Annotated in this window: 23 protein-coding genes and 1 pseudogene; 18 read left to right on the forward strand and 6 right to left on the reverse strand. The window is 58.9% G+C overall.

Features of this window, described 5'->3' with window-relative positions; all coding sequences use genetic code 11:
* The first annotated feature begins 51 nt into the window (after positions 1-51).
* Positions 52-1059 (forward strand): glutamate--tRNA ligase family protein, encoded by a 1008-nt coding sequence (locus NAC44_RS14520; RefSeq protein ID WP_250941847.1) that lies wholly within the window; start codon positions 52-54, stop codon positions 1057-1059.
* On the opposite strand, the gene NAC44_RS14525 is transcribed toward NAC44_RS14520, so the two are convergent.
* Positions 1021-1926: a YihY/virulence factor BrkB family protein gene (locus NAC44_RS14525; protein WP_250941849.1), complete on the reverse strand. Its 906-nt coding sequence runs from the start codon at positions 1924-1926 to the stop codon at positions 1021-1023. The genes NAC44_RS14520 and NAC44_RS14525 overlap by 39 nt on opposite strands.
* A gap of 75 nt (positions 1927-2001) precedes the next feature.
* Here NAC44_RS14525 and NAC44_RS14530 point away from each other — a divergent pair, with 75 nt between their 5' ends.
* From NAC44_RS14530 to NAC44_RS14575, 10 genes are all read left to right on the forward strand, one after another.
* Positions 2002-2835 carry an SDR family oxidoreductase gene (locus NAC44_RS14530; RefSeq protein ID WP_250941851.1) on the forward strand — a complete coding sequence of 278 codons (834 nt, stop codon included), beginning with the start codon at positions 2002-2004 and terminating at the stop codon, positions 2833-2835.
* Positions 2836-2926: 91 nt separating this feature from the next.
* Positions 2927-3124, forward strand: a complete 198-nt coding sequence (locus NAC44_RS14535; protein ID WP_250941853.1) for a twin transmembrane helix small protein — start codon at positions 2927-2929, stop codon at positions 3122-3124.
* A 181-nt stretch (positions 3125-3305) separates the two neighbouring features.
* Entirely contained in the window at positions 3306-3884 is a 579-nt protein-coding gene (locus tag NAC44_RS14540) for a cob(I)yrinic acid a,c-diamide adenosyltransferase (RefSeq protein ID WP_250941855.1), read from the forward strand.
* 273 nt (positions 3885-4157) lie between these two features.
* Positions 4158-4907, forward strand: coding sequence for an electron transfer flavoprotein subunit beta/FixA family protein (locus NAC44_RS14545; protein WP_250941857.1), 750 nt, complete (start codon positions 4158-4160; stop codon positions 4905-4907).
* 20 nt (positions 4908-4927) lie between these two features.
* Complete coding sequence (locus NAC44_RS14550) at positions 4928-5857, forward strand: electron transfer flavoprotein subunit alpha/FixB family protein (RefSeq protein ID WP_250941859.1); 930 nt, start codon at positions 4928-4930, stop codon at positions 5855-5857.
* Positions 5858-6060: 203 nt separating this feature from the next.
* Positions 6061-6933: a 3-hydroxybutyryl-CoA dehydrogenase gene (locus NAC44_RS14555; RefSeq protein WP_250941861.1), complete on the forward strand. Its 873-nt coding sequence runs from the start codon at positions 6061-6063 to the stop codon at positions 6931-6933.
* An 87-nt stretch (positions 6934-7020) separates the two neighbouring features.
* The gene (locus tag NAC44_RS14560) at positions 7021-7773 is read left to right on the forward strand and encodes a ComF family protein (RefSeq protein WP_338022093.1); all 753 of its coding nucleotides are present in this window, start codon (positions 7021-7023) and stop codon (positions 7771-7773) included.
* 71 nt (positions 7774-7844) lie between these two features.
* Entirely contained in the window at positions 7845-8099 is a 255-nt protein-coding gene (gene grxC / locus NAC44_RS14565) for a glutaredoxin 3 (RefSeq protein ID WP_250941863.1), read from the forward strand.
* 9 nt (positions 8100-8108) lie between these two features.
* A complete protein-coding gene (locus tag NAC44_RS14570; protein WP_250941864.1) occupies positions 8109-8969 on the forward strand; it encodes a carbon-nitrogen hydrolase family protein in 861 nt (286 codons plus the stop codon).
* The gene (locus NAC44_RS14575; protein WP_250941866.1) at positions 8966-9394 is read left to right on the forward strand and encodes a DUF1178 family protein; all 429 of its coding nucleotides are present in this window, start codon (positions 8966-8968) and stop codon (positions 9392-9394) included. The genes NAC44_RS14570 and NAC44_RS14575 overlap by 4 nt, the downstream gene beginning before the upstream one ends.
* 9 nt (positions 9395-9403) lie before the next feature.
* Here NAC44_RS14575 and ubiG read toward each other — a convergent pair whose 3' ends face one another.
* Positions 9404-10153 (reverse strand): bifunctional 2-polyprenyl-6-hydroxyphenol methylase/3-demethylubiquinol 3-O-methyltransferase UbiG, encoded by a 750-nt coding sequence (gene ubiG, locus NAC44_RS14580; RefSeq protein ID WP_250941867.1) that lies wholly within the window; start codon positions 10151-10153, stop codon positions 9404-9406.
* Positions 10154-10478: 325 nt separating this feature from the next.
* On the opposite strand from ubiG, the pseudogene NAC44_RS21370 reads away from it, so the two are divergent.
* Positions 10479-10715: pseudogene (locus NAC44_RS21370) on the forward strand (SH3 domain-containing protein); the annotation flags it as partial.
* 85 nt (positions 10716-10800) lie between these two features.
* Here NAC44_RS21370 and NAC44_RS21375 read toward each other — a convergent pair.
* The 4 genes from NAC44_RS21375 to NAC44_RS14605 all read right to left on the reverse strand — a co-directional run bounded on the left by NAC44_RS21375 (position 10801) and on the right by NAC44_RS14605 (position 16082).
* Positions 10801-11178 (reverse strand): hypothetical protein, encoded by a 378-nt coding sequence (locus NAC44_RS21375; RefSeq protein ID WP_250941925.1) that lies wholly within the window; start codon positions 11176-11178, stop codon positions 10801-10803.
* Positions 11179-11355: 177 nt separating this feature from the next.
* Positions 11356-12741, reverse strand: a complete 1386-nt coding sequence (locus tag NAC44_RS14595) for a virulence factor family protein (protein WP_250941868.1) — start codon at positions 12739-12741, stop codon at positions 11356-11358.
* Entirely contained in the window at positions 12738-15359 is a 2622-nt protein-coding gene (gene mprF / locus NAC44_RS14600) for a bifunctional lysylphosphatidylglycerol flippase/synthetase MprF (protein ID WP_250941869.1), read from the reverse strand. Before mprF ends, NAC44_RS14595 begins: the two co-directional genes overlap by 4 nt.
* Positions 15360-15563: 204 nt before the next feature.
* Positions 15564-16082, reverse strand: coding sequence for a hypothetical protein (locus NAC44_RS14605; RefSeq protein WP_250941927.1), 519 nt, complete (start codon positions 16080-16082; stop codon positions 15564-15566).
* On the opposite strand from NAC44_RS14605, the gene NAC44_RS14610 reads away from it, so the two are divergent.
* From NAC44_RS14610 to clpB, 6 genes are all read left to right on the forward strand, one after another.
* Positions 15981-17255, forward strand: a complete 1275-nt coding sequence (locus NAC44_RS14610) for an aspartate kinase (RefSeq protein ID WP_250941870.1) — start codon at positions 15981-15983, stop codon at positions 17253-17255. The genes NAC44_RS14605 and NAC44_RS14610 overlap by 102 nt on opposite strands.
* Before the next feature lie 201 nt (positions 17256-17456).
* Positions 17457-19721 (forward strand): phosphoenolpyruvate--protein phosphotransferase, encoded by a 2265-nt coding sequence (gene ptsP / locus NAC44_RS14615; RefSeq protein WP_250941871.1) that lies wholly within the window; start codon positions 17457-17459, stop codon positions 19719-19721.
* A 31-nt stretch (positions 19722-19752) separates the two neighbouring features.
* A complete protein-coding gene (gene prfA, locus NAC44_RS14620) occupies positions 19753-20835 on the forward strand; it encodes a peptide chain release factor 1 (RefSeq protein WP_250941872.1) in 1083 nt (360 codons plus the stop codon).
* Complete coding sequence (prmC, locus tag NAC44_RS14625) at positions 20832-21710, forward strand: peptide chain release factor N(5)-glutamine methyltransferase (RefSeq protein ID WP_250941873.1); 879 nt, start codon at positions 20832-20834, stop codon at positions 21708-21710. The genes prfA and prmC overlap by 4 nt, the downstream gene beginning before the upstream one ends.
* Positions 21711-22108: 398 nt before the next feature.
* Positions 22109-22786 carry a DUF4167 domain-containing protein gene (locus tag NAC44_RS14630; protein WP_250941874.1) on the forward strand — a complete coding sequence of 226 codons (678 nt, stop codon included), beginning with the start codon at positions 22109-22111 and terminating at the stop codon, positions 22784-22786.
* Between the two features lie 375 nt (positions 22787-23161).
* Positions 23162-25768 (forward strand): ATP-dependent chaperone ClpB, encoded by a 2607-nt coding sequence (gene clpB / locus NAC44_RS14635; protein WP_250941875.1) that lies wholly within the window; start codon positions 23162-23164, stop codon positions 25766-25768.
* Positions 25769-26041: the final 273 nt, after the last annotated feature.

The following is a 26041-nucleotide window of genomic DNA, read 5'->3' on the forward strand; positions in this document are numbered from 1 at the left end:
CTCGCCCCCTATCCTATTATCGTCTCCTCAGTATCGAACAGTTGACTGCTCTTGTCTGCATTGTCGCAACCCGTTTATCGTTTCGCCCCCAGCCCGAATGGCTATCTGCATCTCGGCCATGCCTTTTCGGCGCTGACCAATCAGGCCTGGGCAGACAAAAATGGCGGGCGTCTGCTGCTCAGGATCGAGGATATCGATCCCGACCGCTGCAGGCCGGAGTATGAAGCCGCCATCCATGACGATCTGCACTGGCTGGGTATCGGCTGGGAAGAGCCGGTGCGGCGGCAGTCGGAGCATATTGATGCCTATCGGCAGGCGCTGGACCGGCTCATGGCGATGGGACTGATTTATCCGGCCTTTCTGAGCCGGGCGGAGATCAGGGCGATTGCCGCGCAAAGTGAGGCGGACGGCAGGCCCTGGCGGCGCGATCCCGATGGCGCACTGCATTATCCGGTGGGTGAGCGCGATCTCGACCCGGCTGTGGCGGCGGAAAAAATTGCCGCGGGCGCGCGCCACATGCTGCGGCTGAACATGGACAGGGCACTCGAGCATGTCCAGGAAAAGTGTGAAACGGTTTTCCGTCCGGACATGCGGAAAAACGAAAAGCTGGAGCATGTCCAGGAAAAGTGTGAAACGGTTTTCCGTCCGCAAATGCGGGAAAACGAAAATGCTCTGGCACAGCTTTCCGCGCCGCTGGTCTGGACGGAAAAGACAGACGAAGATGCGATGAGGATCACGGCCGACCCCGCCGCCTGGGGCGATGTCATCCTCTGGCGCTGGGATGCACCTTCCAGCTATCACCTGTCGGTCGTGGTCGATGATGCGCTACAGGGCGTGAGCCATGTGGTGCGGGGCAAAGACCTCTATCACGCCACATCCGTGCATCGGCTTTTGCAGCATCTGCTCGATCTGCCTGTTCCGTTTTATACCCATCATCGGCTGGTGCTGGGAGAGGATGGCCGAAAACTGTCGAAAAGCGAGAAGGCGGCGGGCATCCGGCAATTGCGGGAAGACGGCGTATCAGCCTCCGCTCTGCGACACCGGCTCGGTTTTGCCTGAAAGCGCCTGCTGGCGCATTTTCTCCCGTCTGCGGCTGCGCCTCAGCACCATGACCGAGGCATTGAACTCTGCCCCGATGATGAAGAGCGCGCCCAGCATGTAGAGAAAAATCAGCACCACCATCAGCGATGCAAGCCCGGCATAGGTGGCAGCATAATTGGCAAAACCGGAGAGATAGGCGGCAAAGCCCAAGGCCCCCGCCAGCCAGAGGAAGAGGGTGAGGCCAATGCCGGGCAGAACATCGATCAGACGGCGGCGTCCGCCCGGCAGCCACAGATGAGCGAGTGTCAGCCCGACTGTCAGCAGGATCAGTGTGCCGATCACGCTCCAGTCGGCGATGTCGGCAAGCACGGTTTTCAGAAAAGGAAACCAGTTTTCGGCAAAGCGCAGGGCAACCGGCACGGCAATCAAAAGCACGCTGACCGTGGCAAAGACCAGCACGCCGAGCAGGACGAAGCCGAGGCTGACCAGTCTTGTGATGTACCAGGGCCGTTCTTCCGTCACCCTGTAGGCGCGGTTCAGTGCGGTGCGTAGCGCTTCAACGCCATTGGAGGCAAAATAGGCCGCGGCCAGGACGGAAAAGGTCAGAAGACCGCCGCGTGGTTCTTTCAACACCTCGATCAATTGCTGGGAAATCGGCCGGGCAATGTCTTCCGGCCAGGTGTCGAAGATGAAATGGATGGCGGTTTGCGAAAAGGAATCCGCGCCGAACAGACCAGCCATGGCCGTGCCGAAAATCAGAAAGGGAAAGACCGCCATCAGCACTGAGAGCGCAATATGGCTGGCCATGGCAAAGCCATCGGCATCGATGAAATGCACGACGCTGTCGCGGATGGCCTTGTAGAACAGTTTGAAATAGCCTTTCATCAATGCCCCATATGCGCGCGCCCCGTGTCTCAAACCCATATGGGGCATGAAAGCGTGATTTTAAGAGGATCAGACATGGCAGAGCCGAAGAGCATCATCGTCACCGGCTGTTCGTCGGGTATCGGCGCTTATGCCGCCCGTGCTTTGAAACGCGATGGCTGGCGGGTCTTCGCCACGGTGCGGAAGACAGACGATCTCGCGGGGCTGGAAAAAGACGGCATCGAAGCGCTGTTGATGGACTATCGCGATGAGGCGAGCATTTTTGCCCTGACCCAAGAGGTGCTGTCGCGCACCGGCGGGCGGCTCGATGCCCTGTTCAACAATGGCGCCTACGGGCAGGCTGGCGCGGTCGAGGATCTGTCGACCGCTGTGCTGCGCGAACAGTTCGAGACCAATTTTTTCGGCTGGCACACGCTGACGCAGCAGATCGTGCCGGTGATGCGCCGTCAGGGGGAGGGGCGGATCGTGCAATGTTCGTCGATCCTCGGGCTCCTGCCCTATCGCTGGCGGGGGGCTTACACCGCCTCGAAATATGCGCTGGAAGGCCTGTCTTTGGCGTTGAGAATGGAGCTGGACGGCAGCGGTGTCTTTGTCAGCCTGATTGAACCGGGGCCGATCGAAAGCCGCTTTACCGCCAATGCGCTGGATGCCATTCGCCGCAATGTCGATGTCGAACATTCCGTTCATGCCGAGGATTACCGGCGGCAACTGGCGCGGCTTTCCGGCACGGGTAAGAAAAACCCGCACAAGCTCGGTCCGGATGCCGTTTATAAAGTGCTCACCCACGCCTTGACCGCCCGCCGCCCCCGGCCGCATTATCTCGTGACCAAACCGGCAAAGCAGGGGACACTGCTGAAACGGGTGCTGCCGTCCGATCTTTTCTACCGGATCATGCGATCGCTCGACTGACCGTTCCTGATCGACGATGCCGGTGCTTGACTGAGATGTCCGGCAACGGCAAGGCCATAACGAGGATCATACGGGCTGGGAGGCCGTTCTCATGTCGTCATTCACTACCGTTCTGGCGCTTCTGGTGATGGGGGTGGTCGTGCTTGTTCTGGTGCGCGGCCTTTACAACATGATGACGGGCGGCGACGCCAATCGCTCGAACAAGCTGATGCAATTGCGTATCCTGCTGCAGGCTGCCGCCGTGATTCTCATCATGTTGACACTTTGGATCACGGGTGGCGGACGATAGAGCATCGGACCGAAAAGTGGAAACCGGTTTTCGGAAAATCCGATGCGTGAAAAAGAGCATCGGACCGAAAAGTGGAAACCGGTTTTCGGATGATCCGATGCGTGGATAAAAGCATCGGACCGAAAAGTGTGAAGCGGTTTTCGGACAATCCGTTGCGCCAAACAGACAAAGCAAGGGTTTCATGGTTAAGCTGAACAGGATTTATACCCGCACCGGCGATAACGGCACCACCGCGCTGGTGACGGGACCAAGACGGTTGAAGGCAGATCTGCGCGTCGAGGCCTATGGCACGATCGACGAGGCCAACAGCGCCATCGGCATGGCACGGCTTTATACCGAGACGTTGGCCCCCGTGCATGAGATGCTGCTTCTGGTGCAGAACGATCTCTTCGATCTAGGTTCTGATCTCGCCACACCGGACACAGGCGAGGCCTTGAGCTGGGAACCGCTGAGAATAACCGACAGCCAGGTGGAACGGGTCGAGCGTGACATCGATACGCTGAACGCCCGGCTTTTGCCGCTGACCTCCTTCGTGCTGCCCGGTGGTTCACCGGCGGCAGCCCATCTGCATCTTGCCCGCACCATCACCCGAAGGGCGGAGCGGATCATGGTCGACCTGATGCAGGTGCCGATGGAAAAAGTGTCGGCGCCAGCGCTGAAATATGTCAACCGTCTGTCGGATTTTCTCTTTGTTGCAGCGCGCATCGCCAATGAGGACGGCAAGGCTGACATTCTCTGGGTGCCGGGCCAGAACCGTTGAGAGGACGACAGTCGGCGCCAGATAATTGACGTGAACGTAAAAGTTATATAGAGCTTGGCATTGTCCGGGAGGAACGGGCCGGTTGTTGTCATGGAAGAAAAAATGCGTATCCATGTCGCCAATCGACGATCAGGATGTGAACGTTTCGCAGACAGTGTCAGATGAGTTGTGCAGGGCATTCTCACCCGTGACATCCTCTGGTGCCGGGCGGTAGAGATGCGAAAGACTGATGCGGTGGGTGGAAAGCACCCGCTTTGAGCAAGGAAGGACCCTATGAAGATTCTTGTGCCCGTAAAGCGCGTGGTCGATTACAACGTGAAAATCCGTGTGAAACCGGATGGCAGCGGTGTCGAGCTTGCCAATGTGAAGATGTCGATGAACCCTTTCGACGAAATCTCCGTTGAGGAAGCCCTGAGGCTCAAGGAAGCGGGCAAGGCGGAGGAAGTGGTTGTCGTGTCCATCGGTCCGGCCAAGGCGGAAGAAACGCTGCGCACGGCGCTGGCCATGGGGGCCGACCGCGCCATTCTGATCGAGACTGACGAAGCCGTCGAGCCGCTGGCGGTTGCCAAGCTGCTGAAAGGTGTTGTCGCTGCGGAAAATCCGGGGCTTGTCATCGTTGGCAAGCAGGCGATCGATGACGACAGCAACCAAACCGGCCAGATGCTGGCCGCCCTTCTCGGCTGGTCGCAGGCGACATTCGCCTCCAAGGTTGAGATCGGCGAGAGTGCAGCCACCGTCACCCGTGAAGTGGATGGCGGCCTGCAGACCGTTTCGGTCAAGCTTCCGGCGGTTGTCACCACGGATCTGCGCCTCAACGAGCCGCGCTATGCCTCGCTGCCCAATATCATGAAGGCGAAGAAAAAGCCGCTGGACAAGAAGACGCCCGGCGATTTCGGCGTCGATGTCAGCCCGCGTCTGAAGGTGCTGAAGACGGAAGAACCGGGTGGCCGCAAGGCAGGCGTCAAGGTTGGCTCCGTCGCCGAACTGGTCGACAAGCTGAAAAACGAAGCCGGCGTGCTTTAATTCGGATCGGGAGATATAGTATGACCATTCTTCTTCTGGCGGAACACGATGCATCCGGCCTCAACGAACAGACCGCCAAGGCGCTGAGCGCCGCGTCGAAAATCGGCGGCGACGTGCATGTTCTGGTGGCGGGCCAAGGTGTTCAGGCGGCAGCCGATGCGGCGGCAAAGCTTGCCGGTGTGTCCAAGGTTCTTCTTGCCGAGAGCGCCGATCTTGCCCATGGGCTTGCCGAGCCGCTGGCCGATCTGATCGTCTCGCTGGCGGGCGGCTATGACACGGTGATTGCTGCGGCCACCTCGATTGGCAAGACGGTTTTGCCGCGCGTGGCAGCTCTTCTCGATGTCGTGCAGATTTCGGAAATCATCGAGGTGGTGTCCGCCGACACCTTCAAACGTCCGATCTATGCCGGTAACGCCATCCAGACGGTGCAGAGCTCAGAGGCGAAAAAGGTCATCACCGTGCGTACGGCCTCCTTTGCCGCTGCCGGCGAAGGCGGTTCCGCCGCCATCGAAGCGGTTTCCGTGCCAGCAAGCGCTGGTCTTTCAAGCTTTGTCTCCGATGCGCTTTCGGCCTCGGAACGTCCGGAACTGACCTCGGCAAAGATCATCATTTCCGGTGGTCGTGCGCTGGGCTCCTCGGACAAGTTCAAAGAGGTTATCCTGCCGGTCGCCGACAAGCTCGGTGCGGCTGTTGGGGCATCGCGCGCCGCCGTCGATGCCGGTTATGCGCCGAACGACTGGCAGGTCGGCCAGACCGGCAAGGTGGTCGCACCACAGCTTTACATTGCCTGCGGCATTTCCGGCGCGATCCAGCATCTGGCGGGCATGAAGGACTCGAAGGTTATCGTTGCCATCAACAAGGACGAGGAAGCGCCGATCTTCCAGGTGGCCGATTACGGTCTGGTCGCCGATCTCTTCGAGGCCTTGCCGGAGCTGGAAAAGGCCCTTTAAGGCTGGTTTGAGGGGTTCGTCTCAAGGCCGCGTTCACCACGCGGCCTTTTGTTTGACACTTGTGTGTTTATAGGCTGGAAAAGCCTGCTGCATCGCATTAAAACAGTAGATGACAATCCGGGTTTACCCGGAAAAGAGGTGCAAACGGCCCCGCCATACTGGCGGATGACCGGTTTGACAGGGTAGGAAACGGGCAGGACAGCATGATCAAGACCGTGGGAATTATCGGGGCGGGGCAGATGGGCTGTGGCATCGCGCATGTATCGGCCATGGCCGGATACAGGGTGATGCTTTACGATCTTGCCCGGGAGCGCATAGAGGCCGGTCTTGCCACCATCAATGGCAATATGGCCCGTCAGGTTGCCAATGGTAAATTGGCCGATGACGAGCGCAAACAGGCGGTTTCGCAGATTTCCGGCTCGACCGATGTGCAGGATCTGGCCGCGGCCGATCTGGTGATTGAGGCGGCAACCGAGGACGAGAGCGTCAAGCGCAAGATTTTTTCCCAGGTCTGCCCGGTGTTGAAGCCGGAGGCCATTCTCGCCACCAACACGTCCTCTTTGTCGATCACCCGTCTTGCCTCGGCCACCGATAGGGCAGAGCGGTTCATGGGCATTCATTTCATGAATCCGGTGCCGGTGATGAAACTGGTCGAACTGGTGCGTGGCATTGCCACGGAAGAAAAGACCTTCGAGACGGCCAAGCAGTTCGTCCGTTCGCTGGACAAGACCATCACCGTTGCGGAAGATTTTCCTGCCTTCATTGTCAACCGTATCCTGCTGCCGATGATTAATGAGGCGATCTATACGCTTTATGAAGGCGTTGGCTCCGTCGAAGCCATCGACACTGCGATGAAACTTGGCGCCAACCATCCGATGGGACCGCTGCAGCTTGCCGATTTCATCGGGCTCGACACCTGCCTGTCGATCATGCAGGTGCTGCATGACGGGCTTGCTGACAGCAAATACCGCCCCTGTCCACTTCTGGTAAAATATGTCGAGGCCGGTTGGCTCGGACGCAAATCCGGTCGCGGCTTTTACGATTATCGCGGTGAAACGCCGGTGCCGACCCGCTAATTCTTTACTAAAAGATGTGGCCATGGCATTGCAGGTGGCATCTTGACGATAAGGTCCGCTCTCACTCAGAATGAGACTTATCGGCGCATCGCCGGTCTTGGCTGGCGAGGACTGCGCGTTAGCGGTCATTTTTTGCGAGACATCGTTTATCCGCCATCCTGTTCGGCCTGCGCCATGCCGGTGGCGGAAAGTGGTGGCCTATGCGCGACCTGCTGGCAGGCAATGCGCTTCATTGAACGGCCCTATTGCGAGGTTCTGGGGCTGCCTTTCAGCTATGATCCCGGGACCGGCATGGTCAGCGCCGAGGCGATTGCCGAACCGCCGCCCTTTGATCGCTTGCGCTCCGTCGCCGTGCATGATGGACCGGCGCGCGATCTGGTTCACCGGTTGAAATATGGCGATCGTACCGAGCTTGCGCCGATGATGGCGGCATGGATGGCAAGGGCAGGACAGGAGGCGATTGTCCGCGCCGATGTCATTCTGCCGGTTCCGCTGCATTACTGGCGGCTGTTTTCGCGGCAATATAATCAGTCGGCAGAGCTTGCCCGGGCGCTGGCGAAGCGGGTGGAAAAGCCTTTCCTGCCGGGCGTGCTGATCCGGGTGAAGCGCACGCAAAAGCAGGTGGGGTTGACGGCCAAGGGTCGGGAAGACAATGTCCGCAATGCCTTTCGCGTTCCCGACCATCGCCGCGATGCGGTGCTGGGCCGTCATGTGCTGCTGATCGACGACGTCTACACCACCGGCGCCACCGTCAAGGCGGCAACCAGGGCGCTGCGGAAGGCAGGCGCGGCGGAGGTCAGCGTTTTGACCTTTGCAATGGCGGTGTCCGGTCCTATATGATGAACAGTCTTTGATCATGGCGGGTCCGGTTGCGGTCCTTGCCATTCTTCTTGAAACCTCCGGAGAGTTCGATGGCATCCGTGACGATCTATACGCGGAAATATTGCGATTATTGCGCTAGCGCCAAGGCCTTGTTGCAGGGCAAGGGGGTGGATTTCACCGAAATCGATGCGACCGGCAATGCCGAGCTGCGTCAGGAAATGGTGGAAAAATCCGGTCGCAACACCTTTCCGCAGATTTTCATCGGCTCCACCCATGTCGGCGGCTGCGATGATCTGCATGCGCTGGACCGGGCTGGCAAGCTCGACCCGCTTCTGGCTGCGTGAGGCAGGATCATGGGTGTCATCAAAGTCGCAGCCCTGCAAATGTGCTCCGGCACAGAGCCGGAGAAGAACGCCGAAACCATGGAGCGGCTGGTGCGGCAGGCAGCACGCGAAGGGGCAAGTTACGTTCAGACGCCGGAAATGACCGGCTCCCTGCAGCGCAATCGCGATGCGTTGCGCGCCGTCTTGCGCGATGAGGAGGCCGATATCATTGCCGTCACGGCGAAAAAGCTTGCGGCCGAGCTGAACATCCATGTCCATGTCGGCTCGACCGCGATTGCCCGCGCCGATGGCAAGATCGCCAATCGAGGTCTGCTCTTCGGGCCGGACGGCCGCAAGCTTGCCACCTATGACAAGATCCATATGTTCGATGTCGATCTGGACAATGGTGAAAGCTGGCGCGAAAGTGCGGCCTATGAGCCGGGCAAGCAGGCCTGTGTGATCGATCTTGCCTTCGGCAAACTGGGTTTCGCCATCTGCTATGATCTTCGCTTTCCGCATCTGTTCCGCACCGAGGCGGTGGCGGGGGCCGAGATCCTCACGGTTCCGGCAGCCTTTACCCGCCAGACGGGGGAGGCGCATTGGCACGTGCTGCTCAGGGCTCGCGCCATCGAAAACGGCGCCTTCGTCATTGCCGCGGCGCAAGGCGGGCTGCATGAGGATGGCCGTGAAACCTATGGCCATTCGCTGATCATCGATCCCTGGGGGCGTATTCTGGCTGAAGGGCCGGATGCCGGCGAGGCTGTGGTCGTGGCCGAGATCGATCCAGCCGAGGTCCGCTCGGTCCGGGCGAAAATTCCCAATCTGAAAAATGCGCGCGATTTCAATCTCGATATCCTGCCGGCGCTGGCGAAAGGAGGGGTAACGGTGTGATCCGTTATGCCTTGATCTGTGACAATGCCCATGAATTCGAGGGCTGGTTTTCCGAAAGCGCCGATTTCGACCGGCAGAAGGCCAGCGGTTTTCTGACTTGCCCGGTCTGCTCTTCGGCCAATGTGACGAAACCGCTGATGGCGCCGTCCGTCGCCACCGGGCGGCGGAAAGAAGAGCGCCAGATCATGGTGCATGACCAGGCGCAGCGTGAAGCCTATCTGAAGCTGAAGGAGGCGGTGGCCGCCATTCGCGCCAACAGCGAGGATGTTGGTGAGCGCTTTGCCGAGGAAGCACGCAAGATCCATTATGGTGAAGCCGATCAACGCGGCATTATCGGTAGCACCAGCATTGAGGAAGCCCGCGAGCTGATCGAGGAAGGCATCGAGGTCGCCCCCCTGCCTGTCTTCCCCGATGAGGTAAACTGACAACTTTCCTCAGTCTTTCGGGCGCCGGGTCAGCATCATGTAATTGACATCGGTGTCGGAGGAGAGGTTCCAGCGGTTGAGGAAGGGGTTGAAAAACACGCCGGTCTTTTCGACAACCTCCATGCCGCTGGCCAGAATCGGCTTTTCCAGCTCGTCCGGGCGCACCAGTTTTTCATATTGGTGGGTGCCGCGCGGCAGCCAGCCGAGCACATATTCGCAGGCGCCGATGGCAAGGGCTGCGGCCTTGAGAGTGCGGTTGATGGTGGCGATCAGCATCAACCCGCCGGGTGCGACCATGCCAGCACAGGTGGAGATAAAGAAATCCACATCGGCGACATGCTCGACCACTTCCATATTGAGAATAACGTCGAATGTTTCACCCGCTGCGGCCAGTTCCTCGGCGGTGACGGCGCGATAATCGACTCCAACGCCGCTCTGGGCGGCATGGGCGCGGGCAATGCCGATATTCTTTTCCGAGGCATCCGCCCCCAACACATTCGCGCCCATGCGCGCCACCGGCTCGGATAACAGACCGCCACCACAGCCAATATCGAGAACGCGCAGGCCCTTGAGCGGCTGATGTTCTTTGGCGTCCCGACCGAAATGATCGGATAGCTTGTCGCGGATATAGGCGAGACGCACCGGATTGAACTTGTGCAGCGGCTTGAATTTGCCTGACGGATCCCACCATTCTGCTGCCATGGCGGAAAAGCGGTCCACTTCCGTCTGATCGATGGTTGTCCGGGCGCTCTCATTCATCGTTCTTCTCCTGCCATCCTTCTTCTCAGCTCGCGTATGTCTGTGTCAGGTCGGCCCAAGCATGGACGAAGTCAAGTCCTCATAGGGCGAACTGAAAGAATTTTGTCCTCGCTTTGCTGCTGCTTCTGTTTACGCGCAATTTTAGTCGCTGGATGTGCCGGGTCATACAGGAACAAGCATGTGGTCTGTTCGTTTACCATCTGCTTATCGAAGAATTGTCACAAATCAGGACCATGAATTCTGTGACGTGTAAAATTGTTTTGCACTGTCACCATTATCATCCTGCACACGGTGAAACACCTGCGCGGGCTGAAGGAGCAAAAAGATGAAACCACTTTATCGGTCAGCCCTGGCAGGTTTGATCGTTCTGTCCCTGCCGGCTCTGGCAGAGGCAGCACAGGCCTTTGCAACGGCCAATGTGAATTTGCGCGCCGGGCCCAGCACGGGCTATCCGGCAGTCAACGTGGTTCCGGCAGGCAGTCCTGTCGAGATTTATGGTTGCCTGTCCACGGCGAACTGGTGTGATGTCCGCTATCAGGGCTATCGCGGATGGATGTCCGGCAGCTATATACAAACGGTCTATTCCAGCCGCCGTGTTTATCTGGAACCGGATTACTACCAGCCGCTTGGTATTCCCATCGTTACCTTCAGCCTCGGCGATTATTGGGACCACCACTATCGCGGCCGGGATTTTTATCGTGAGCGGGACCGATGGCGCCGCGCACCACCGCCCATGCCGGTCTGGCATCGCGGCGATATGCCACCTGGGCCACCACCCGGCCCGCCACCAGGTATGCCTCCAGGACCCGGCCCTGACCGCTGGATGCATCCGGGACGTGACCATGGTCCAGATAGGCGCGGTCCCGACTGGCGCGGTGGTCCAGACAGGCATCGGCCAGATATGCATCGACAAGATATGCATGGTCCGGGTCCGGGCCGTCCTCCCATGCCGCCGGATGCAGGACACCGTCCACCACCGGGTGCTGGACATGTTCCGCCGCCGGGTGATCACCGGGGTCCGCCACGTTGCGGGCCGAATGACTGCCCGCCGCCGCAGAAATAAAGCTTTATGGGAAAAGTGGATATCAGTTTTCCCGAAAAGACCAACGAACGTAAAACAAGCGAGAATCTGTCTGGTATCAGAAACGACAAAGGGCCGCCTTTCAGGCGGCCCTTTTTATTATTCTTGAGACTGTCACGCTTCAGTCAAGCTTTTGTTTTTTCAGACGGGCGACGATCAGCTTGGCCACATCTTCGTAATTGCCGTCGAAATGATGACCGCCTTCCATCTTTACAACCTCCACCTTTGTCGGATCGAGGCTGTGGCAGGCATCATCCTCGACGTCGTCGGCACCATAAAAGCATTGCACCAGACCTGAGGGCATTTTGGCGACTTCCTTGGCCGGATCGCCCTTGAGCGCGCTTCCCTTGCCGCCGAGCCAGCCGCTGACGGAAATCTCGAAATTGGCGGTATGCGACATCGACAGCAGCGAGACCTGGACGATCTTGGCCGTCAGGCTTTTCGGCAGAAGATTATAAACCGTGGGAATGACGTCGGCCCCGAAGGAATAGCCGATCAGCAGCACATGCTTGACCTTCCAGCGTTTGGTATAGGTGCTGATGATGCGGGCGAGATCGTCCGCCGTTTCCTTCGGCTGACGTTCGGACCAGAAATAGCGCAAGCTGTCGATGCCGACGACCGGCAGGCCCTCATTCTGGAAGGTGGCGGCGATTTCACTGTCGATATCGCGCCAGCCGCCGTCGCCGGAATAGACGATGGCGAGCGTGTCCATTTTCGTCTTGTTGACATCGAGCAGGGTCAGCGGCAGGCCAAGCGGTTCGGATTCCTTCGAGGTGGCGGCAATCATGTCATCAATGCCCTCCGACAGGGTCTGGAACGGATCCTTGTCGGAATCGGCCACGTCAATATCGGGATGATCCTTGAGCAGGTCGGCAACATGGCTGCGCCCATCGGCGGTGGCATTGGTGGTAAAGCGCACCGTGGCCGGATCGGGCAGATCGCCATCGGTCAGGCCATAGACGATGCCGCCATTCTTGACCACCTTGTTGGCCGGCGTGCAGAACTGGTCGGGCAGGGGAATGACATCGCCGGGATCGACGGCAAGCGTTTCGCCGATCGTGGCATTGGGTGTCTGCGCCAGAATGGCCAGGGCAAGCGTTCCGCCTTCGCCAATGCCAGCCACCAGCGGTGTCATATAGGCATTGCCGCCGGACTGTCGCTGGATCTCGTGCGACAGTTCCTCGATATCGGAGACGGTATAGATACAGTTATCGTCATCGGTGGAGGATTTGTAATCCTTGTCCAGCGAGGCGAGATATTTCGGCGTGTCGATACCGACGACGATCGAACCATTGCCGCGCAATCTGTCTGCTTCAGCCTGCATCTTGTCATTCCAGCCATCCTTGTCCGACAGAAGAAAGACAATGGATTTGGCTGTCGTATCCGGCAAGGCGATTACCGGATCGGGAATGTCCCCCAGCTGGTATTTCGGGGCATCGGCAAGCGCCGGTTTTGCCAGTCCGACACACAGGAGGCTACAGACAAACAGAGAGACAATTCGTTTCATTTCTTAACGACACCTTTCAGGCCACCGCCGATCAGGAGAGTTGCATCGAGCAGCGCGATCACCGGATTGAGTCCGCCGGACACAGCCAGATAACGCGGTTGCCATTCGGGATGAAATTTGGCCTTGAACGCCCTGAGACCCTTGAAATTATAATAGCGCTCACCGTGCTCGTAAAATGTGTTGGCAATACGATCCCAGACGGGGGCGATTTCCCGACGCGAAAGGCCCGACAGCGGCGCCATGCCGAGGTTGAAATGCCTGTGGCCCTCACTGCGCAACGCCGTCAGCAGGCTGACGAAGAGGTAATCCATAGAGCCTTTCGGTGCATCGGGGGCAAAGCGCATCAGATCGATAGAGGCTTCCGCCATGGTGTCGGTCACCATGATATTGGCGAAGGCAACGATACGGCCTTCGCGGCGGAGCACGATCACTGGCTGGCTCACGATATAGTCATCGGTGAAGGCGCCGAGCGAGAAGCCTTTTTCCCGCGTCTTGTGCTGGGCAAGCCAGGCGTCGGAGACGGCGCGCAGATCCTCGAGAATGGCCGGAACGCCTTCGGTTCCGACAATTTCATGGCTCAAACCATCGCGTTCGGCGCGGGTTGCGGTCTGGCGCAGATTGGCCCATTTACCACCCTTGAGATCGAAGCGGGCCAGATCGACACTGGCCAGTTCGCCAAGCTTGAAGGCCTGCATTCCGGCATCGGCAATGGCGGGAAGCAGCGCGGGAGAGGCCTGATAGAAAACCGCGCGGCACCCCGCAAGGCGCGCGGCTTCCACAAATTGCCAGACCAGTTCGTCACGGGCTTTTTTCGGGCCGATCGGATCGAGAAAACCGATCCAGGACCGGCCCTGCTTGCCATACATCAGAAAAGCTGAGCCATCGGGCGAGAACATCACCGCCTTGTCACCCGTGCGCACCAGATTGCCGTCGGCCAGATCCGAGCCTTTGACAATGTTGACGGCCTTGTCGACATCCTCTGAAGAGGAAGGTTTGACCGCCAGGGCCGCAGGTCTCAACATGCTGAAAACGGCAAGTGCTGTGGAAAAGATGGTCAGGCCCAGCATGGCGCGCAGCGAGCGCGGCGCATCCTCGGAAAACTCGAATTCCCACCAGAGAGAATGGCTGTAATCCACATCGCGATAGACGAAGAACAGGATGAAGCAGGCGCAGATACAGATCAGCGCAATCGCCATCAGCCAGGAGGTGGTCAGCACCTGCCGCAGCAGCGAGGCCGGACGGACGAAGAGCCGCTTGCAGGCGAAGAGGCCGAGAATGAGCACGGCCAGCGATGACGCTTCGAATATGGCGAAGGATTTGAGCAGCGACAGCACGAAGGCGCAGCAGGCGCCGATCAACGCGGCCCACCATGCACCATCCAGCCGCTGCGCCAGACCGCGCGCGGCAATCACCAGAAACAGGCCGATGATGCTGGAGAAGAAATGCGCGCCTTCAACGACGGAAAGGGGGGCCACGCTTTCGAGAAATTCCAGCCGGCTTTCCGGCGTTGGCGTGACGCTGGAAAAGATCAGCATGACGCCGAGAATGAAGGTTAGCGTGGCCAGAAGCGGCGGGGCGATGCGGTTGGCGGTGCGGCCGACGCCCGCCAGTGCCGGTGATTTCGACACATAGCGAAATTCGGTGACGATCACCATGAAAATGGCGATGACCAGCGGCAGCACATAATAGATGAGACGATAGACCACCAGCGAGGCGAGCACCGAATCGATATTGGTGGTGGGGCCGAGCGCGGCGATGATCACCGTTTCGAACACGCCGATGCCGGCGGGTACGTGGCTGAGAATGCCGATGCCAATGGCAATCGCATAAATGGCGAAAAAGGCGGGCCAGGAAATCGCTGCCGTTTCCGGCAGGAGCGAATAGACGACCGAGGCGGAAAAGGCGATATCGGCCACGGTCACCAGAAACTGCCGCGACAGGGTGGGCGTGTCGGCCAGCCGCAGGGTAACGCCGGCGAAACTCAGGCTGCGGCGCTGGCCAACCGCGATCAGCACGGCAAAGCCCAAGAGAATGCCGATGGCCAGCACTCTGAGCCAGATGACATTGATATCGAGCAGGGGCGCGATTTCCGATGACATCGGCAGAAGCGAAATGGCGGTCAAAACCGCAAGACCAAGGCTGAAGGACAGCGTGACGAAGGCGATGACCCGGCCGATTTCATCCGGCTGGAGCCCGGCGCGGGCATAGGCGCGATAGCGGATCGCGCCGCCCGACAACATGCCAAAGCCCGCCGCATTGCCGACGGCATAGGCGCTGAAGGCGGTCAGCGCCACTTCGCCCAGCGGTCGTTTGCGACCGATGAATTCCAGCGCATTCCAGTCATAAAGAACGAGCGTCATGAAGCTCAGCACGGTAAACAGCACGGCAAGGCCGATCTGGTCATAGCCGGTCGTGCTCATGGCCGTGACCACATCGTCATAGCTGACCTCTTCCGTCAGGCGATAAATCGCAAAACCGACGGCGGCAAAAATGATCAGCGGGAAGATGGCGGCAAGCGGACGGCCATAGCGGATGAGTGCGGTACGCCACCAGACATCGGCAGCGGCGGTCTCATCGTTCAGTTCGTCCTGCGTTTCCGCTTGCGTCTCGGCAGACATGCAAGGCTCCTTTCCTGTCATGCGTTGCCGCAAGGACCAGTGGATGATGTGGTCTTGCCCGAAGCGCATGAATGCATTGCCGTCTCTCTACTGCAATTGTGGCCGAATGGGGTACATTAAAATTATGACAAAAGCGTTTGCGGGCCCGGCAGGATGTCCGAAAAGTGGGAACCGGTTTTCGGATAAGGCATCCTGCCAGAAACGTCAGGATGTCCGAAAAGTGGGAACCGGTTTTCGGATAAGGCATCCTGCCAGAAACGTCAGGATGTCCGAAAAGTGGGAACCGGTTTTCGGATAAGGCATCCTGCCAGAAACTTCAGGATGTCCGAAAAGTGGGAACCGGTTTTCCGGTCGCAAGCCTTTGATGCGTAGTCGATCTTCATGAAAGGCCTGACAGCTTGCGGCGATGGCCGGTTTGATCGCCGGTAAAACGCGAAACGGCGATTGCGCCGCGATGATGAATTGGCTAAAAGCCGCAAGCTGCATTTCCCTCGGGGGAAAGCGTGAGGAAAGCCGGAGGGTTTCCGGTCTTGCCTGCTTGAGGTTTTGTTTTCGTTTGCCGTTTTGGGACAGCCGGTTTCTGCTGTCTGCAACAGGCTCAAGAGGTCGTACGGTCAGGTCATGGCGCGCATCGTGATGAAATTCGGCGGAACCTCCGTCGCCAATCTGGAACGCATCCACAATGTGGCGCGGCATGTCAAACGAGAGGTCGATGCCGGCCATGAGGTTGCCGTTGTCGTGTCTGCCATGTCCGGCAAGACAAACGAGCTGGTCGACTGGGTGCAGTCGACGCCGAAGGTGGCGGGCGCATCTTCACCCTTTTACGATGCGCGCGAATATGACGCGGTGGTGGCCTCCGGTGAGCAGGTCACGTCTGGTCTTCTGGCGATTGCGTTGCAATCGCTTGGCATCAATGCCCGCTCCTGGCAGGGCTGGCAGATCCCGATCCGCACCGACAATGCCCATGGTGCTGCGCGCATCAAGGAGATCGACGGGTCTGATATTATCCGACGCATGGGTGAGGGCCAGGTGGCGGTGATTGCCGGTTTTCAGGGGCTTGGTCCGGACAATCGCATCGCCACGCTTGGCCGTGGCGGTTCCGATACGTCGGCTGTCGCCATTGCGGCTGCCGTCAAGGCCGACCGTTGCGATATCTATACCGATGTGGACGGCGTCTATACCACCGATCCGAGGATCGAGCCGAAGGCGCGGCGTCTGAAGAAGATCGCCTTTGAGGAAATGCTGGAGATGGCCTCGCTCGGCGCCAAGGTGCTGCAGGTGCGCTCGGTGGAACTGGCAATGGTGCACAAGGTGCGAACCTTCGTGCGTTCGAGTTTCGAGGATCCCGATGCGCCGGGCATGGGCGATTTGCTCAACCCACCCGGCACGTTGATTTGCGACGAGGATGAGATCGTGGAACAGGAAGTTGTCACCGGCATTGCCTATGCCAAGGATGAAGCCCAGATTTCGCTGCGCCGTCTGGCCGATCGGCCCGGTGTTTCGGCGGCGATTTTCGGACCCTTGGCCGAAGCGCATATCAATGTCGATATGATCGTGCAGAATATTTCCGAAGACGGGTCGCGTACCGACATGACCTTCACCGTTCCCTCCGGCGATGCCGACAAGGCGCTGAAGGTTCTGGCCGACAACAAGGATCGGATCGGTTTTGACGTTGCCCAGAGCGAAAAGGGTCTGGTCAAGGTCTCGGTCATCGGCATCGGCATGCGAAGCCATGCAGGCGTTGCCGCCACCGCTTTCAAGGCGCTGGCCGACAAGGGTATCAACATCAAGGCGATCACCACCTCGGAAATCAAGATCTCCATTCTGATCGATGGCCCCTATGCCGAACTGGCGGTTCGCACACTTCATTCCTGCTACGGGCTTGATAAGGGTTGAATGAAGCGGCGGAATTTGCCAGTTTCGATCATCGGAGCGAGACGCCTTCAGCGTTCCCGCATAAGGCCGATGCGATAACAACGAAAATGGGTCCTTCCGGTTCGTTCGGAATCTGGCGGGGCCCGGAATAGTGACAGAGCGCAGCCGCTGATCGTTTGGCGGCTGTCGGCTTATTGTCAGAGCATTGGGAGACCGCACGCGATGAGAGAGCTTTCTGCGGGTCCGCGCGTCCTGCTCAGACGGCTGCGCGAGTTGATGGCGGAGCCGCTCGAGCCGCAGGAGCGCCTTGATCGTATTGTTCGCCAGATCGCCAGCAATATGGTTGCGGAAGTGTGCTCGGTCTATGTGCTGCGCTCCGACGGCGTGCTGGAGCTTTACGCCACCGAAGGTCTCAATCCCGATGCGGTGCATCTGTCGCAGCTGAAAATGGGGCAGGGTCTGGTCGGCACGATTGCCGCCTCGGCCCAGCCGCTCAATCTTTCCGATGCCCAGGCGCATCCCGCTTACCGTTACCTGCCGGAAACGGGGGAAGAGATCTATCATTCTTTCCTCGGCGTGCCGATTTTGCGCGCCGGTCGCAGTCTTGGCGTTCTTGTCGTGCAGAACAAGGCGCAGCGCACCTATCGCGAAGATGAGGTCGAGGCGCTGGAAACCACGGCCATGGTGCTGGCGGAAATGATTGCTACGGGCGAATTGAAAACGATTACCCGGCCGGGCCTCGAGCTTGATCTGACAAGGCCGGTCACCATCGAGGGCGACAGTTATAATGAAGGCATCGGCCTCGGCCATGTCGTGCTGCATGAGCCACGTATTGTCGTCACCAATTTGTTGAACGACGACGCGGAGGCAGAACGCGCGCGTCTGGCCGAAGCGCTGGGTTCGCTCAGGATTTCCATCGACGACATGTTGTCGCGCCGCGAGGTGTCGATGGAGGGCGAGCATCGCGAGGTGCTGGAAACCTATCGCATGTTCGCCCATGACCAGGGCTGGGTGCGCCGCATGGAAGAGGCGATCCATAACGGACTGACGGCGGAAGCGGCGGTGGAAAAGGTGCAGAGCGACACCAAGGCGCGGATGATGCGCCTCACCGATCCTTTCATGCGCGAGCGCATGCATGATTTCGACGATCTCGCCAACCGTTTGCTCAGGCAATTGACCGGATTTTCCGGCAGCAGCATCGAATCCTTCCCCAATGATGCGATCATTTTTGCCCGTGCCATGGGGGCTGCGGAACTGCTTGACTATCCGCGGCAGAACCTGCGCGGCCTGGTGCTGGAAGAAGGGGCCGTCACCAGCCATGTGGTCATCGTTGCGCGCGCCATGGGCATTGCGGTGGTCGGTCAGGCCGCGGGTGTGGTGGCTTTGGCCGAAAATGGCGATCCGGTCATCATCGATGGTGATGACAGCCGCGTGCATTTGCGGCCCATGCCCGATGTGCAGAAGGCCTATGAGGAAAAGGTTCGCCTGCGGGCACGGCGGCAGGAACAGTTCCGCGCGCTGCGCGATGTTGCGCCGGTGAGCACGGATGGCCAGAAGATCAATCTGCTGATGAATGCCGGTCTTCTGGTCGATCTGCCGCAATTGGCCGAATCAGGAGCGGAAGGGATCGGACTGTTCCGCACCGAACTGCAGTTCATGATCGCTTCCACCATGCCGAAAGTGGATGAGCAGGAAGCGTTTTACCGCAATGTGCTAAAGCAGGTGAAGGGCCGTCCCGTCACTTTCCGCACGCTCGATATCGGCGGTGATAAGGTTCTGCCCTATTTCCGCAGCCATGAAGAGGAAAATCCAGCGCTGGGCTGGCGGGCGATCCGCCTGTCTCTCGACCGGCCCGGCCTGTTGCGCACTCAGATGCGGGCGCTGCTCAAAGCCTCTGCCGGCGGTGACCTGAAAATGATGCTGCCCATGGTGACGGAAGTGGCGGAAATCCGCGCCGCCCGTGATCTGCTACAGAAGGAAGTGCAGCATCTGTCGAAATTCGGCCATAGCCTGCCACGCCGCTTCCAGTTCGGCGCGATGCTGGAAGTGCCGGCGCTGATGTGGCAACTGGACGAGCTGATGGAGGAGGTGGATTTCGTCTCTGTCGGCTCCAACGATCTTTTTCAGTTTTCCATGGCGGTGGACCGGGGCAATGCAAGGGTGTCGGATCGCTTCGATCCGCTCGGAAAGCCATTTTTGCGGATCCTGCGCGATATCGTCAGGGCCGGCCAACGGCATTCGACGCCGGTGACGCTGTGCGGCGAACTGGCGGGTCGCCCCTTGTCGTCCATGGCGCTGTTCGGCATCGGGTTCCGGTCCGTGTCGATGTCGCCCACGGCGATTGGCCCGGTCAAGGCGATGATCCTGCAGCTCGATATCGGCAAACTGGCGGCGGAGCTGAATGCATATCTCGATCAGGATGGGCCGGGTGAAAGCGGCCGTGAATTCCTTACCCGTTTTGCCGAGGAAAACGGCATTCCTGTCTGACATCAAATGATCACGAAAAACGGAGTGAAGGGTGGCGAAGCTTCCTGTCGATAAAATGCGTGAACTTGAGCGCCGTTTCGGCGAGATCGAGGCGCGCATGTCTGCGGGGCCTGCCGCTGATGTTTATGTGAAGCTCGCGTCTGAATATGCCGAGTTGCAGCCGCTGGTAAAGGTTATTCGCGATTATGAGGCATGCCTCAGCGAGCTTTCCGGTCTGAAAGCGCTGCTGGCCGACAAGGCGACCGATCGGGAGATGCGCGAACTGGCGGAGATGGAACTGCCGGAGGTGGAGAGCCGGATCGAGGCGCTGGAACAGGATATCCAGATCAAGCTCCTGCCGAAAGACGCCGCTGACGAGAAAAGCGCGATCGTCGAAATCCGTGCCGGAACCGGTGGTTCCGAGGCGGCGCTTTTTGCTGGTGATCTGTTTCGCATGTATGAACGGTTTTCCAGCTCAAAGGGCTGGAAGGTCGAAGTCCTGTCGGCAAGCGAGGGCGAAGCCGGAGGTTACAAGGAAATCATCGCAACGATTTCCGGTCGCGGTGTGTTTTCCAAATTGAAATTCGAATCAGGCGTGCACCGGGTCCAGCGCGTGCCGGAAACAGAAGCGGGCGGGCGCATCCACACTTCCGCAGCCACCGTGGCGGTGTTGCCGGAAGCCGAAGAGATCGATATTGAAATCCGCCCGGAAGATATCCGGGTCGACACGATGCGTTCGTCCGGTGCGGGCGGCCAGCACGTCAACACCACCGATTCGGCGGTGCGCATCACCCATCTGCCGACTGGCATCATTGTCACCAGTTCGGAAAAATCCCAGCACCAGAACCGGGCGAAAGCGATGCAGGTGCTGCGCTCCAGGCTCTACGACATCGAGCGCCAGCGTGCCGACAGCGAACGTTCCGCCGACCGCAAGAGCCAAGTCGGCTCCGGTGACCGGTCGGAGCGGATCAGAACCTATAACTTTCCCCAGGGCCGGGTGACCGATCACCGCATCAATCTGACGCTTTACAAACTCGACCGGATGATGGAGGGCGAGATCGATGAGGTGGTCGATGCGCTGATTGCCGATTATCAGGCGGGCCAACTGGCGCAACTGGGCGAAAACACCGCATGAGCGAGGCCCACCCAATCACGGTTGCGATGATCCTGGCCGCGGCACGTCAAGAGCTTGCCGCAGCAGGCATTGCGGATGCGAGAGGCGATGCCCGACATCTGGTTGCGGGGATTTTGGGCTGGAGCCTTGGCGATCTGGTGCTGAAGGATCAAGAGGTGCTGTCCCCGGAGGCGCTTGAGCGGATTGAGAGGGCGCTTGTCCGGCGTCACGCGCGCGAACCGGTCTATCGTATTCTCGGATCACGAAATTTTTACGGGCTTGAGCTGGCTTTATCGACGGAAACCCTGGAGCCGAGACCCGATACCGAGCTTGTCGTTGATGCGCTTCTGCCCTATTTAAAGAGACAAGCAGCAGAGAAAGGGACGGTACGCGTTCTGGATCTTGGAACCGGGACCGGCGCAATAGCACTTGCCTTGTTGAACGAATGCGCTGAGGCGCGCGCACTGGCAACCGATATTTCCGAAGGGGCTCTGCAAACAGCGCGGGAAAATGCCCGGAGGAACGGGTTGTCGGATCGGTTTGCCACCTGCCATAGCGATTGGTTCGATGCAATTGAAGGGCGGTTTGACATGATCGTGTCAAATCCACCCTATATTGAAAGAGGAATGATTGGCGAACTTGAGCCTGAGGTTCGCCTCCATGACCCGGCGAGGGCTCTGGATGGCGGTGTTGACGGGCTCGACTGTTATCGTATCATTGCCGCCGGGGCAGAGGCCTGTCTGGAGCCAGACGGATATGTGGGACTTGAGATCGGTTTCGATCAGAAGCAGACCGTGACCGATCTGTTTGAGGATGCGGGTTTCAAGCGGATTGAAGCATTGCGCGATCACGCCGGACAGGATCGCGTTCTGATTTTCAAGACAAAGCAGGCATGACCTTGTGAGGATGAACCGGGTCGGCTTCTTGTCACTGTTTTTGACGCTGCAACGCGGCAAGGCTCGTAAAAAACTGTCATTTTCTTCAGAATCTCGCTTGACCTTTTGAAGAAAAGACTTGGTTTTCCCAAAGAAGAGGGATAGGTTGCGCTCACATGCCGGGTAGCGGGGAATGAATAAAGATTCGTTCGGGTCTGAATTGACCTCGTAGAGCTCCTTTGGGAGCGGTTCGTGGCACGAAGTTTTCCGGGTATGTGGATCATATAATTTTAAAGTTCACCAGCGGCAGTATGTTGCGATGGCGCGGCATGGCCCGTGGCGCGTGATACCCTGTTCCGGTTGTCCGGAACGGCCATGGCGTCCTTATATCAGCAAGACAGAAATCAGGTGAGTAATCGATGAGGCCAGGACAGCAAAACAAGCGCAGTCGGGGGCGTAGCAATGGCGGCGGAAACAATAACGGTTTCAACCGCAAGGGCTCCAACCCGCTGACCCGGATCTATGACAGTTCCGGTCCTGATACGAAAATCCGCGGCACGGCCCAGCATATTGCCGAAAAATACATGGCTCTGGCGCGCGATGCCCAAGGCTCCGGCGACCGGGTCATGGCCGAAAACTATCTGCAGCATGCCGAGCATTACAACCGCATCATCGCTGCCGCCCAGGCGCATATGCAGGACCGGATGCAGCGCGACGAGCGCGATTACGGCGATCGTGATGGCTTCGACGCCGATGGTGACGAGATGGAGACGGTTGTCGTCGATCGCGCCCGGCAACCCCAGCCGGATGTTGCACCGCAGCCGGTTGAGCGCCGCGAGGTCGAGATTGCCGGATCTGGCCCGCAGCCGGTCATCGATAATACGCCTGTCGAGGCGGAGGTTGCTGCCGAAGAAGTTGCGCAGCAGGCCGAGACCGGACGCAAGGAGCGCGCCACTTCCCGGCGCAGAACCGCTGCCAATCGTCCGCGCCGCACCCGTCGCAAGACCGAGGACGGCTCCGCACCGGATGCTGGCGATGGCGATGCTGGCGATGGTGATCACGCCGGTCAGCCGGAAATGGCCGCAGCCAGCGAATAAGACGTTTCTGTCTCAGTGAAATTTGCCCCGTCTTCGTTGAGGCGGGGTTTTTTCTGAGCTCTGTTTCCCCACGCTTTGCCTCATATCAATTCCGGCGCGGATTTTTCCGATAAGCTGCTCTTTAAAGGACGAAAATTCCTTCCCATATCAGCGTGGAAAGGGATGCGGCCGGTGACAATGTCATGTCTTTTCTCAAAGGTTTGCAGGATGTTGTCATCGATTGAAACGCACGCATGATTTCCTGTGCAGTCACGGAGATTGCCAGGAAGCAGGCAAGGTTCGCCGCTTCCCCATCGTGGTCCGCCTTGATAGGGGGCCAGATCCTCAAGTGCTGGATTGTGCCGCAACGGGCAGTCTGGAGAATGGAGAGCGACAATGAACATTGAAAAATATTCCGAGCGGGTACGCGGTTTTCTGCAATCTGCCCAGACCCATGCGCTTTCGGAAGGGCATCAGCAGTTCACACCCGAACATGTCCTGAAAGTGCTGCTCGACGACGATCAGGGCATGGCAGCATCGCTGATTGCGCGCGCCGGTGGCGATGCCAAGGAAGTGCGGCTGGCCAATGACGCAGCACTGGCCAAACTGCCGAAAGTCTCCGGTGGCAACGGGCAGGTCTATCTGTCGCAGCCGCTGGCAAAAGTATTCACCACGGCGGAGGACGCCGCCAAAAAGGCTGGCGACAGTTTCGTCACCGTTGAGCGTCTGCTTCTGGCGCTGGCGATCGAGACCTCGGCTTCCACCTCCGCCAGCCTGAAAAAGGGCGGGGTGACGGCGCAGGCTCTTAATCAGGTGATCAATGACGTGCGCAAGGGCCGCACCGCCGATAGTGCCACTGCCGAACAGGGCTTTGACGCCTTGAAGAAATTTGCCCGTGACCTGACTGCGGAAGCCCGCGAGGGTCGGCTCGACCCGGTGATCGGTCGCGACGATGAAATCCGCCGCACCATTCAGGTTCTGTCGCGCCGGACCAAGAACAATCCCGTGCTGATCGGTGAACCCGGCGTCGGTAAAACCGCCATTGCTGAAGGGCTGGCGCTGCGCATCGTCAATGGCGATGTTCCGGAAAGCCTGAAAGACAAGAAGCTGATGGCGCTCGACATGGGCGCGCTGATTGCAGGCGCGAAATATCGTGGTGAGTTCGAGGAGCGGCTGAAATCGGTCTTGAGCGAAATCCAGGCCGAAAATGGCGAAATCATCCTGTTCATCGATGAGATGCACACGCTGGTCGGCGCGGGCAAGAGCGATGGCGCCATGGATGCGTCAAACCTGCTCAAGCCGGCTTTGGCCCGTGGCGAGCTGCACTGCGTTGGCGCCACCACGCTGGATGAATATCGCAAACATGTAGAAAAGGATCCGGCACTGGCCCGCCGCTTCCAGCCGGTCACCGTGGATGAGCCGACGGTGGAGGATACGATTTCCATCCTGCGCGGCTTGAAGGAAAAATACGAACAGCATCACAAGGTTCGCATTTCCGACTCGGCCATTGTCGCAGCGGCGACCCTGTCGAACCGCTACATCACCGACCGGTTCCTGCCGGACAAGGCCATCGACCTGATGGATGAGGCGGCATCCCGTCTCAGGATGCAGGTGGATTCCAAGCCGGAAGAGCTGGATGAGCTGGATCGCCGGATCATTCAGCTGAAGATCGAGCGCGAAGCCTTGAAAAAGGAAACCGACGTATCATCCTCCGACCGGCTGAAACGGCTGGAAACCGAGCTGACGACGCTTGAAGAACAGGCGGATGCCCTGACGGCCCGCTGGCAGGCGGAAAAGCAGAAGCTTGGTCTTGCCGCAGAGCTGAAAGGACGGCTTGATGAAGCCCGCAACGATCTGGCCATTGCCCAGCGCAAGGGCGAGTTCCAGCGTGCTGGCGAACTGGCCTATGGGGTGATCCCCGATCTGGAAAAGCAGCTGGCCGAAGCAGAAGCGCGCGATGCCAGCGGGGTTGCCAGCATGGTACAGGAGGTGGTGACACCGGATAATATTGCCCATGTCGTTTCCCGCTGGACCGGTATTCCGGTCGACAAGATGCTGGAAGGCGAGCGGGAAAAGCTGCTGCGCATGGAAGACGAACTGGCAAAGACCGTGGTTGGTCAGGGAGATGCGGTGCAGGCGGTCTCGAGAGCGGTTCGCCGCGCCCGCGCTGGTCTGCAAGACCCGAACAGACCGATTGGATCTTTCATCTTCCTCGGTCCGACCGGGGTAGGCAAGACGGAGCTGACCAAGTCGCTTGCCCGCTTCCTCTTCGATGACGAGACGGCAATGGTGCGCATCGACATGTCGGAATATATGGAAAAACACGCCGTTGCCCGGCTGATCGGTGCACCTCCCGGCTATGTTGGCTATGAGGAAGGCGGTGCGCTGACGGAATCGGTGCGGCGCAAGCCCTATCAGGTCGTGTTGTTCGATGAGATCGAAAAGGCGCATCCCGATGTCTTTAACGTGCTGTTGCAGGTGCTGGACGATGGACGCCTGACCGACGGCCAGGGCCGGACGGTGGATTTCAAGAACACGATTATCATCATGACCTCCAACCTCGGCGCGGACTATCTGACCAGCCTTGGTGAAGGTCAGGATGTCGACAGCGTGCGCGATCAGGTCATGGATGTGGTAAAGTCGGCTTTCCGGCCGGAATTCCTCAACCGCGTCGATGAGATCATCCTGTTTCACCGGCTGCGCCGCAGCGAGATGGGTACGATTGTCGATATCCAGATGCAGCGTCTGGTCTCACTGCTGTCGGAGCGCAAGATCACCATCGATCTCGATACCGAGGCGCGCGACTGGCTGGCGGACAAGGGCTACGATCCGGTTTATGGCGCACGTCCGCTGAAAAGGGTCATTCAGAAATATCTGCAGGACCCTCTGGCCGAGCAGATCCTCTCGGGCACGGTCTTGGACGGCACCACCGTTCATATCAGCGCCGGTAGCGATCGACTGCTGATCCGTGCCCGCAATCAGGCTGTTGAGGAAGCGGCCTGAGCCAAAATCGGGCTGAAACCGAATGGTTTCAGCCCGTCGGTCTCTTCGACGATAACCTCATCAATGAGAATGTGATCAACGCTACAGCGCCGTGCGCCCAATATGGCGCACGGCGCTGTAGCACGTTTCATCTGCTGCATCATTTTCACCTTCAATCTCACCCGATTTAGAGCATCGGCCGAAAAGTGGGAACCGGTTTTCGGAAAAACCAATGCGGAAACAAAATCTTAGAGCACGTCCACTTTACTCGGGGTCATAGCCGCAAGAAATGAA

The organism is Allorhizobium sonneratiae (genome assembly GCF_023700755.1).
Lineage (GTDB): Bacteria > Pseudomonadota > Alphaproteobacteria > Rhizobiales > Rhizobiaceae > Allorhizobium > Allorhizobium sonneratiae.

What these genes read in the sequence shown, in the direction of transcription:
- NAC44_RS14525 (WP_250941849.1), bottom strand. Translation starts at nt 1,926, where the DNA reads ATGAAAGGCTATTTCAAACTGTTCTACAAGGCCATCCGCGACAGCGTC.
- NAC44_RS14530 (WP_250941851.1), top strand. Translation starts at nt 2,002, where the DNA reads ATGGCAGAGCCGAAGAGCATCATCGTCACCGGCTGTTCGTCGGGTATC.
- NAC44_RS14535 (WP_250941853.1), top strand. Translation starts at nt 2,927, where the DNA reads ATGTCGTCATTCACTACCGTTCTGGCGCTTCTGGTGATGGGGGTGGTC.
- NAC44_RS14540 (WP_250941855.1), top strand. Translation starts at nt 3,306, where the DNA reads ATGGTTAAGCTGAACAGGATTTATACCCGCACCGGCGATAACGGCACC.
- NAC44_RS14545 (WP_250941857.1), top strand. Translation starts at nt 4,158, where the DNA reads ATGAAGATTCTTGTGCCCGTAAAGCGCGTGGTCGATTACAACGTGAAA.
- NAC44_RS14550 (WP_250941859.1), top strand. Translation starts at nt 4,928, where the DNA reads ATGACCATTCTTCTTCTGGCGGAACACGATGCATCCGGCCTCAACGAA.
- NAC44_RS14555 (WP_250941861.1), top strand. Translation starts at nt 6,061, where the DNA reads ATGATCAAGACCGTGGGAATTATCGGGGCGGGGCAGATGGGCTGTGGC.
- grxC (WP_250941863.1), top strand. Translation starts at nt 7,845, where the DNA reads ATGGCATCCGTGACGATCTATACGCGGAAATATTGCGATTATTGCGCT.
- NAC44_RS14570 (WP_250941864.1), top strand. Translation starts at nt 8,109, where the DNA reads ATGGGTGTCATCAAAGTCGCAGCCCTGCAAATGTGCTCCGGCACAGAG.
- ubiG (WP_250941867.1), bottom strand. Translation starts at nt 10,153, where the DNA reads ATGAATGAGAGCGCCCGGACAACCATCGATCAGACGGAAGTGGACCGC.
- NAC44_RS14595 (WP_250941868.1), bottom strand. Translation starts at nt 12,741, where the DNA reads ATGAAACGAATTGTCTCTCTGTTTGTCTGTAGCCTCCTGTGTGTCGGA.
- mprF (WP_250941869.1), bottom strand. Translation starts at nt 15,359, where the DNA reads ATGTCTGCCGAGACGCAAGCGGAAACGCAGGACGAACTGAACGATGAG.
- NAC44_RS14610 (WP_250941870.1), top strand. Translation starts at nt 15,981, where the DNA reads ATGGCGCGCATCGTGATGAAATTCGGCGGAACCTCCGTCGCCAATCTG.
- NAC44_RS14605 (WP_250941927.1), bottom strand. Translation starts at nt 16,082, where the DNA reads ATGGCCGGCATCGACCTCTCGTTTGACATGCCGCGCCACATTGTGGAT.
- ptsP (WP_250941871.1), top strand. Translation starts at nt 17,457, where the DNA reads ATGAGAGAGCTTTCTGCGGGTCCGCGCGTCCTGCTCAGACGGCTGCGC.
- prmC (WP_250941873.1), top strand. Translation starts at nt 20,832, where the DNA reads ATGAGCGAGGCCCACCCAATCACGGTTGCGATGATCCTGGCCGCGGCA.
- NAC44_RS14630 (WP_250941874.1), top strand. Translation starts at nt 22,109, where the DNA reads ATGAGGCCAGGACAGCAAAACAAGCGCAGTCGGGGGCGTAGCAATGGC.
- clpB (WP_250941875.1), top strand. Translation starts at nt 23,162, where the DNA reads ATGAACATTGAAAAATATTCCGAGCGGGTACGCGGTTTTCTGCAATCT.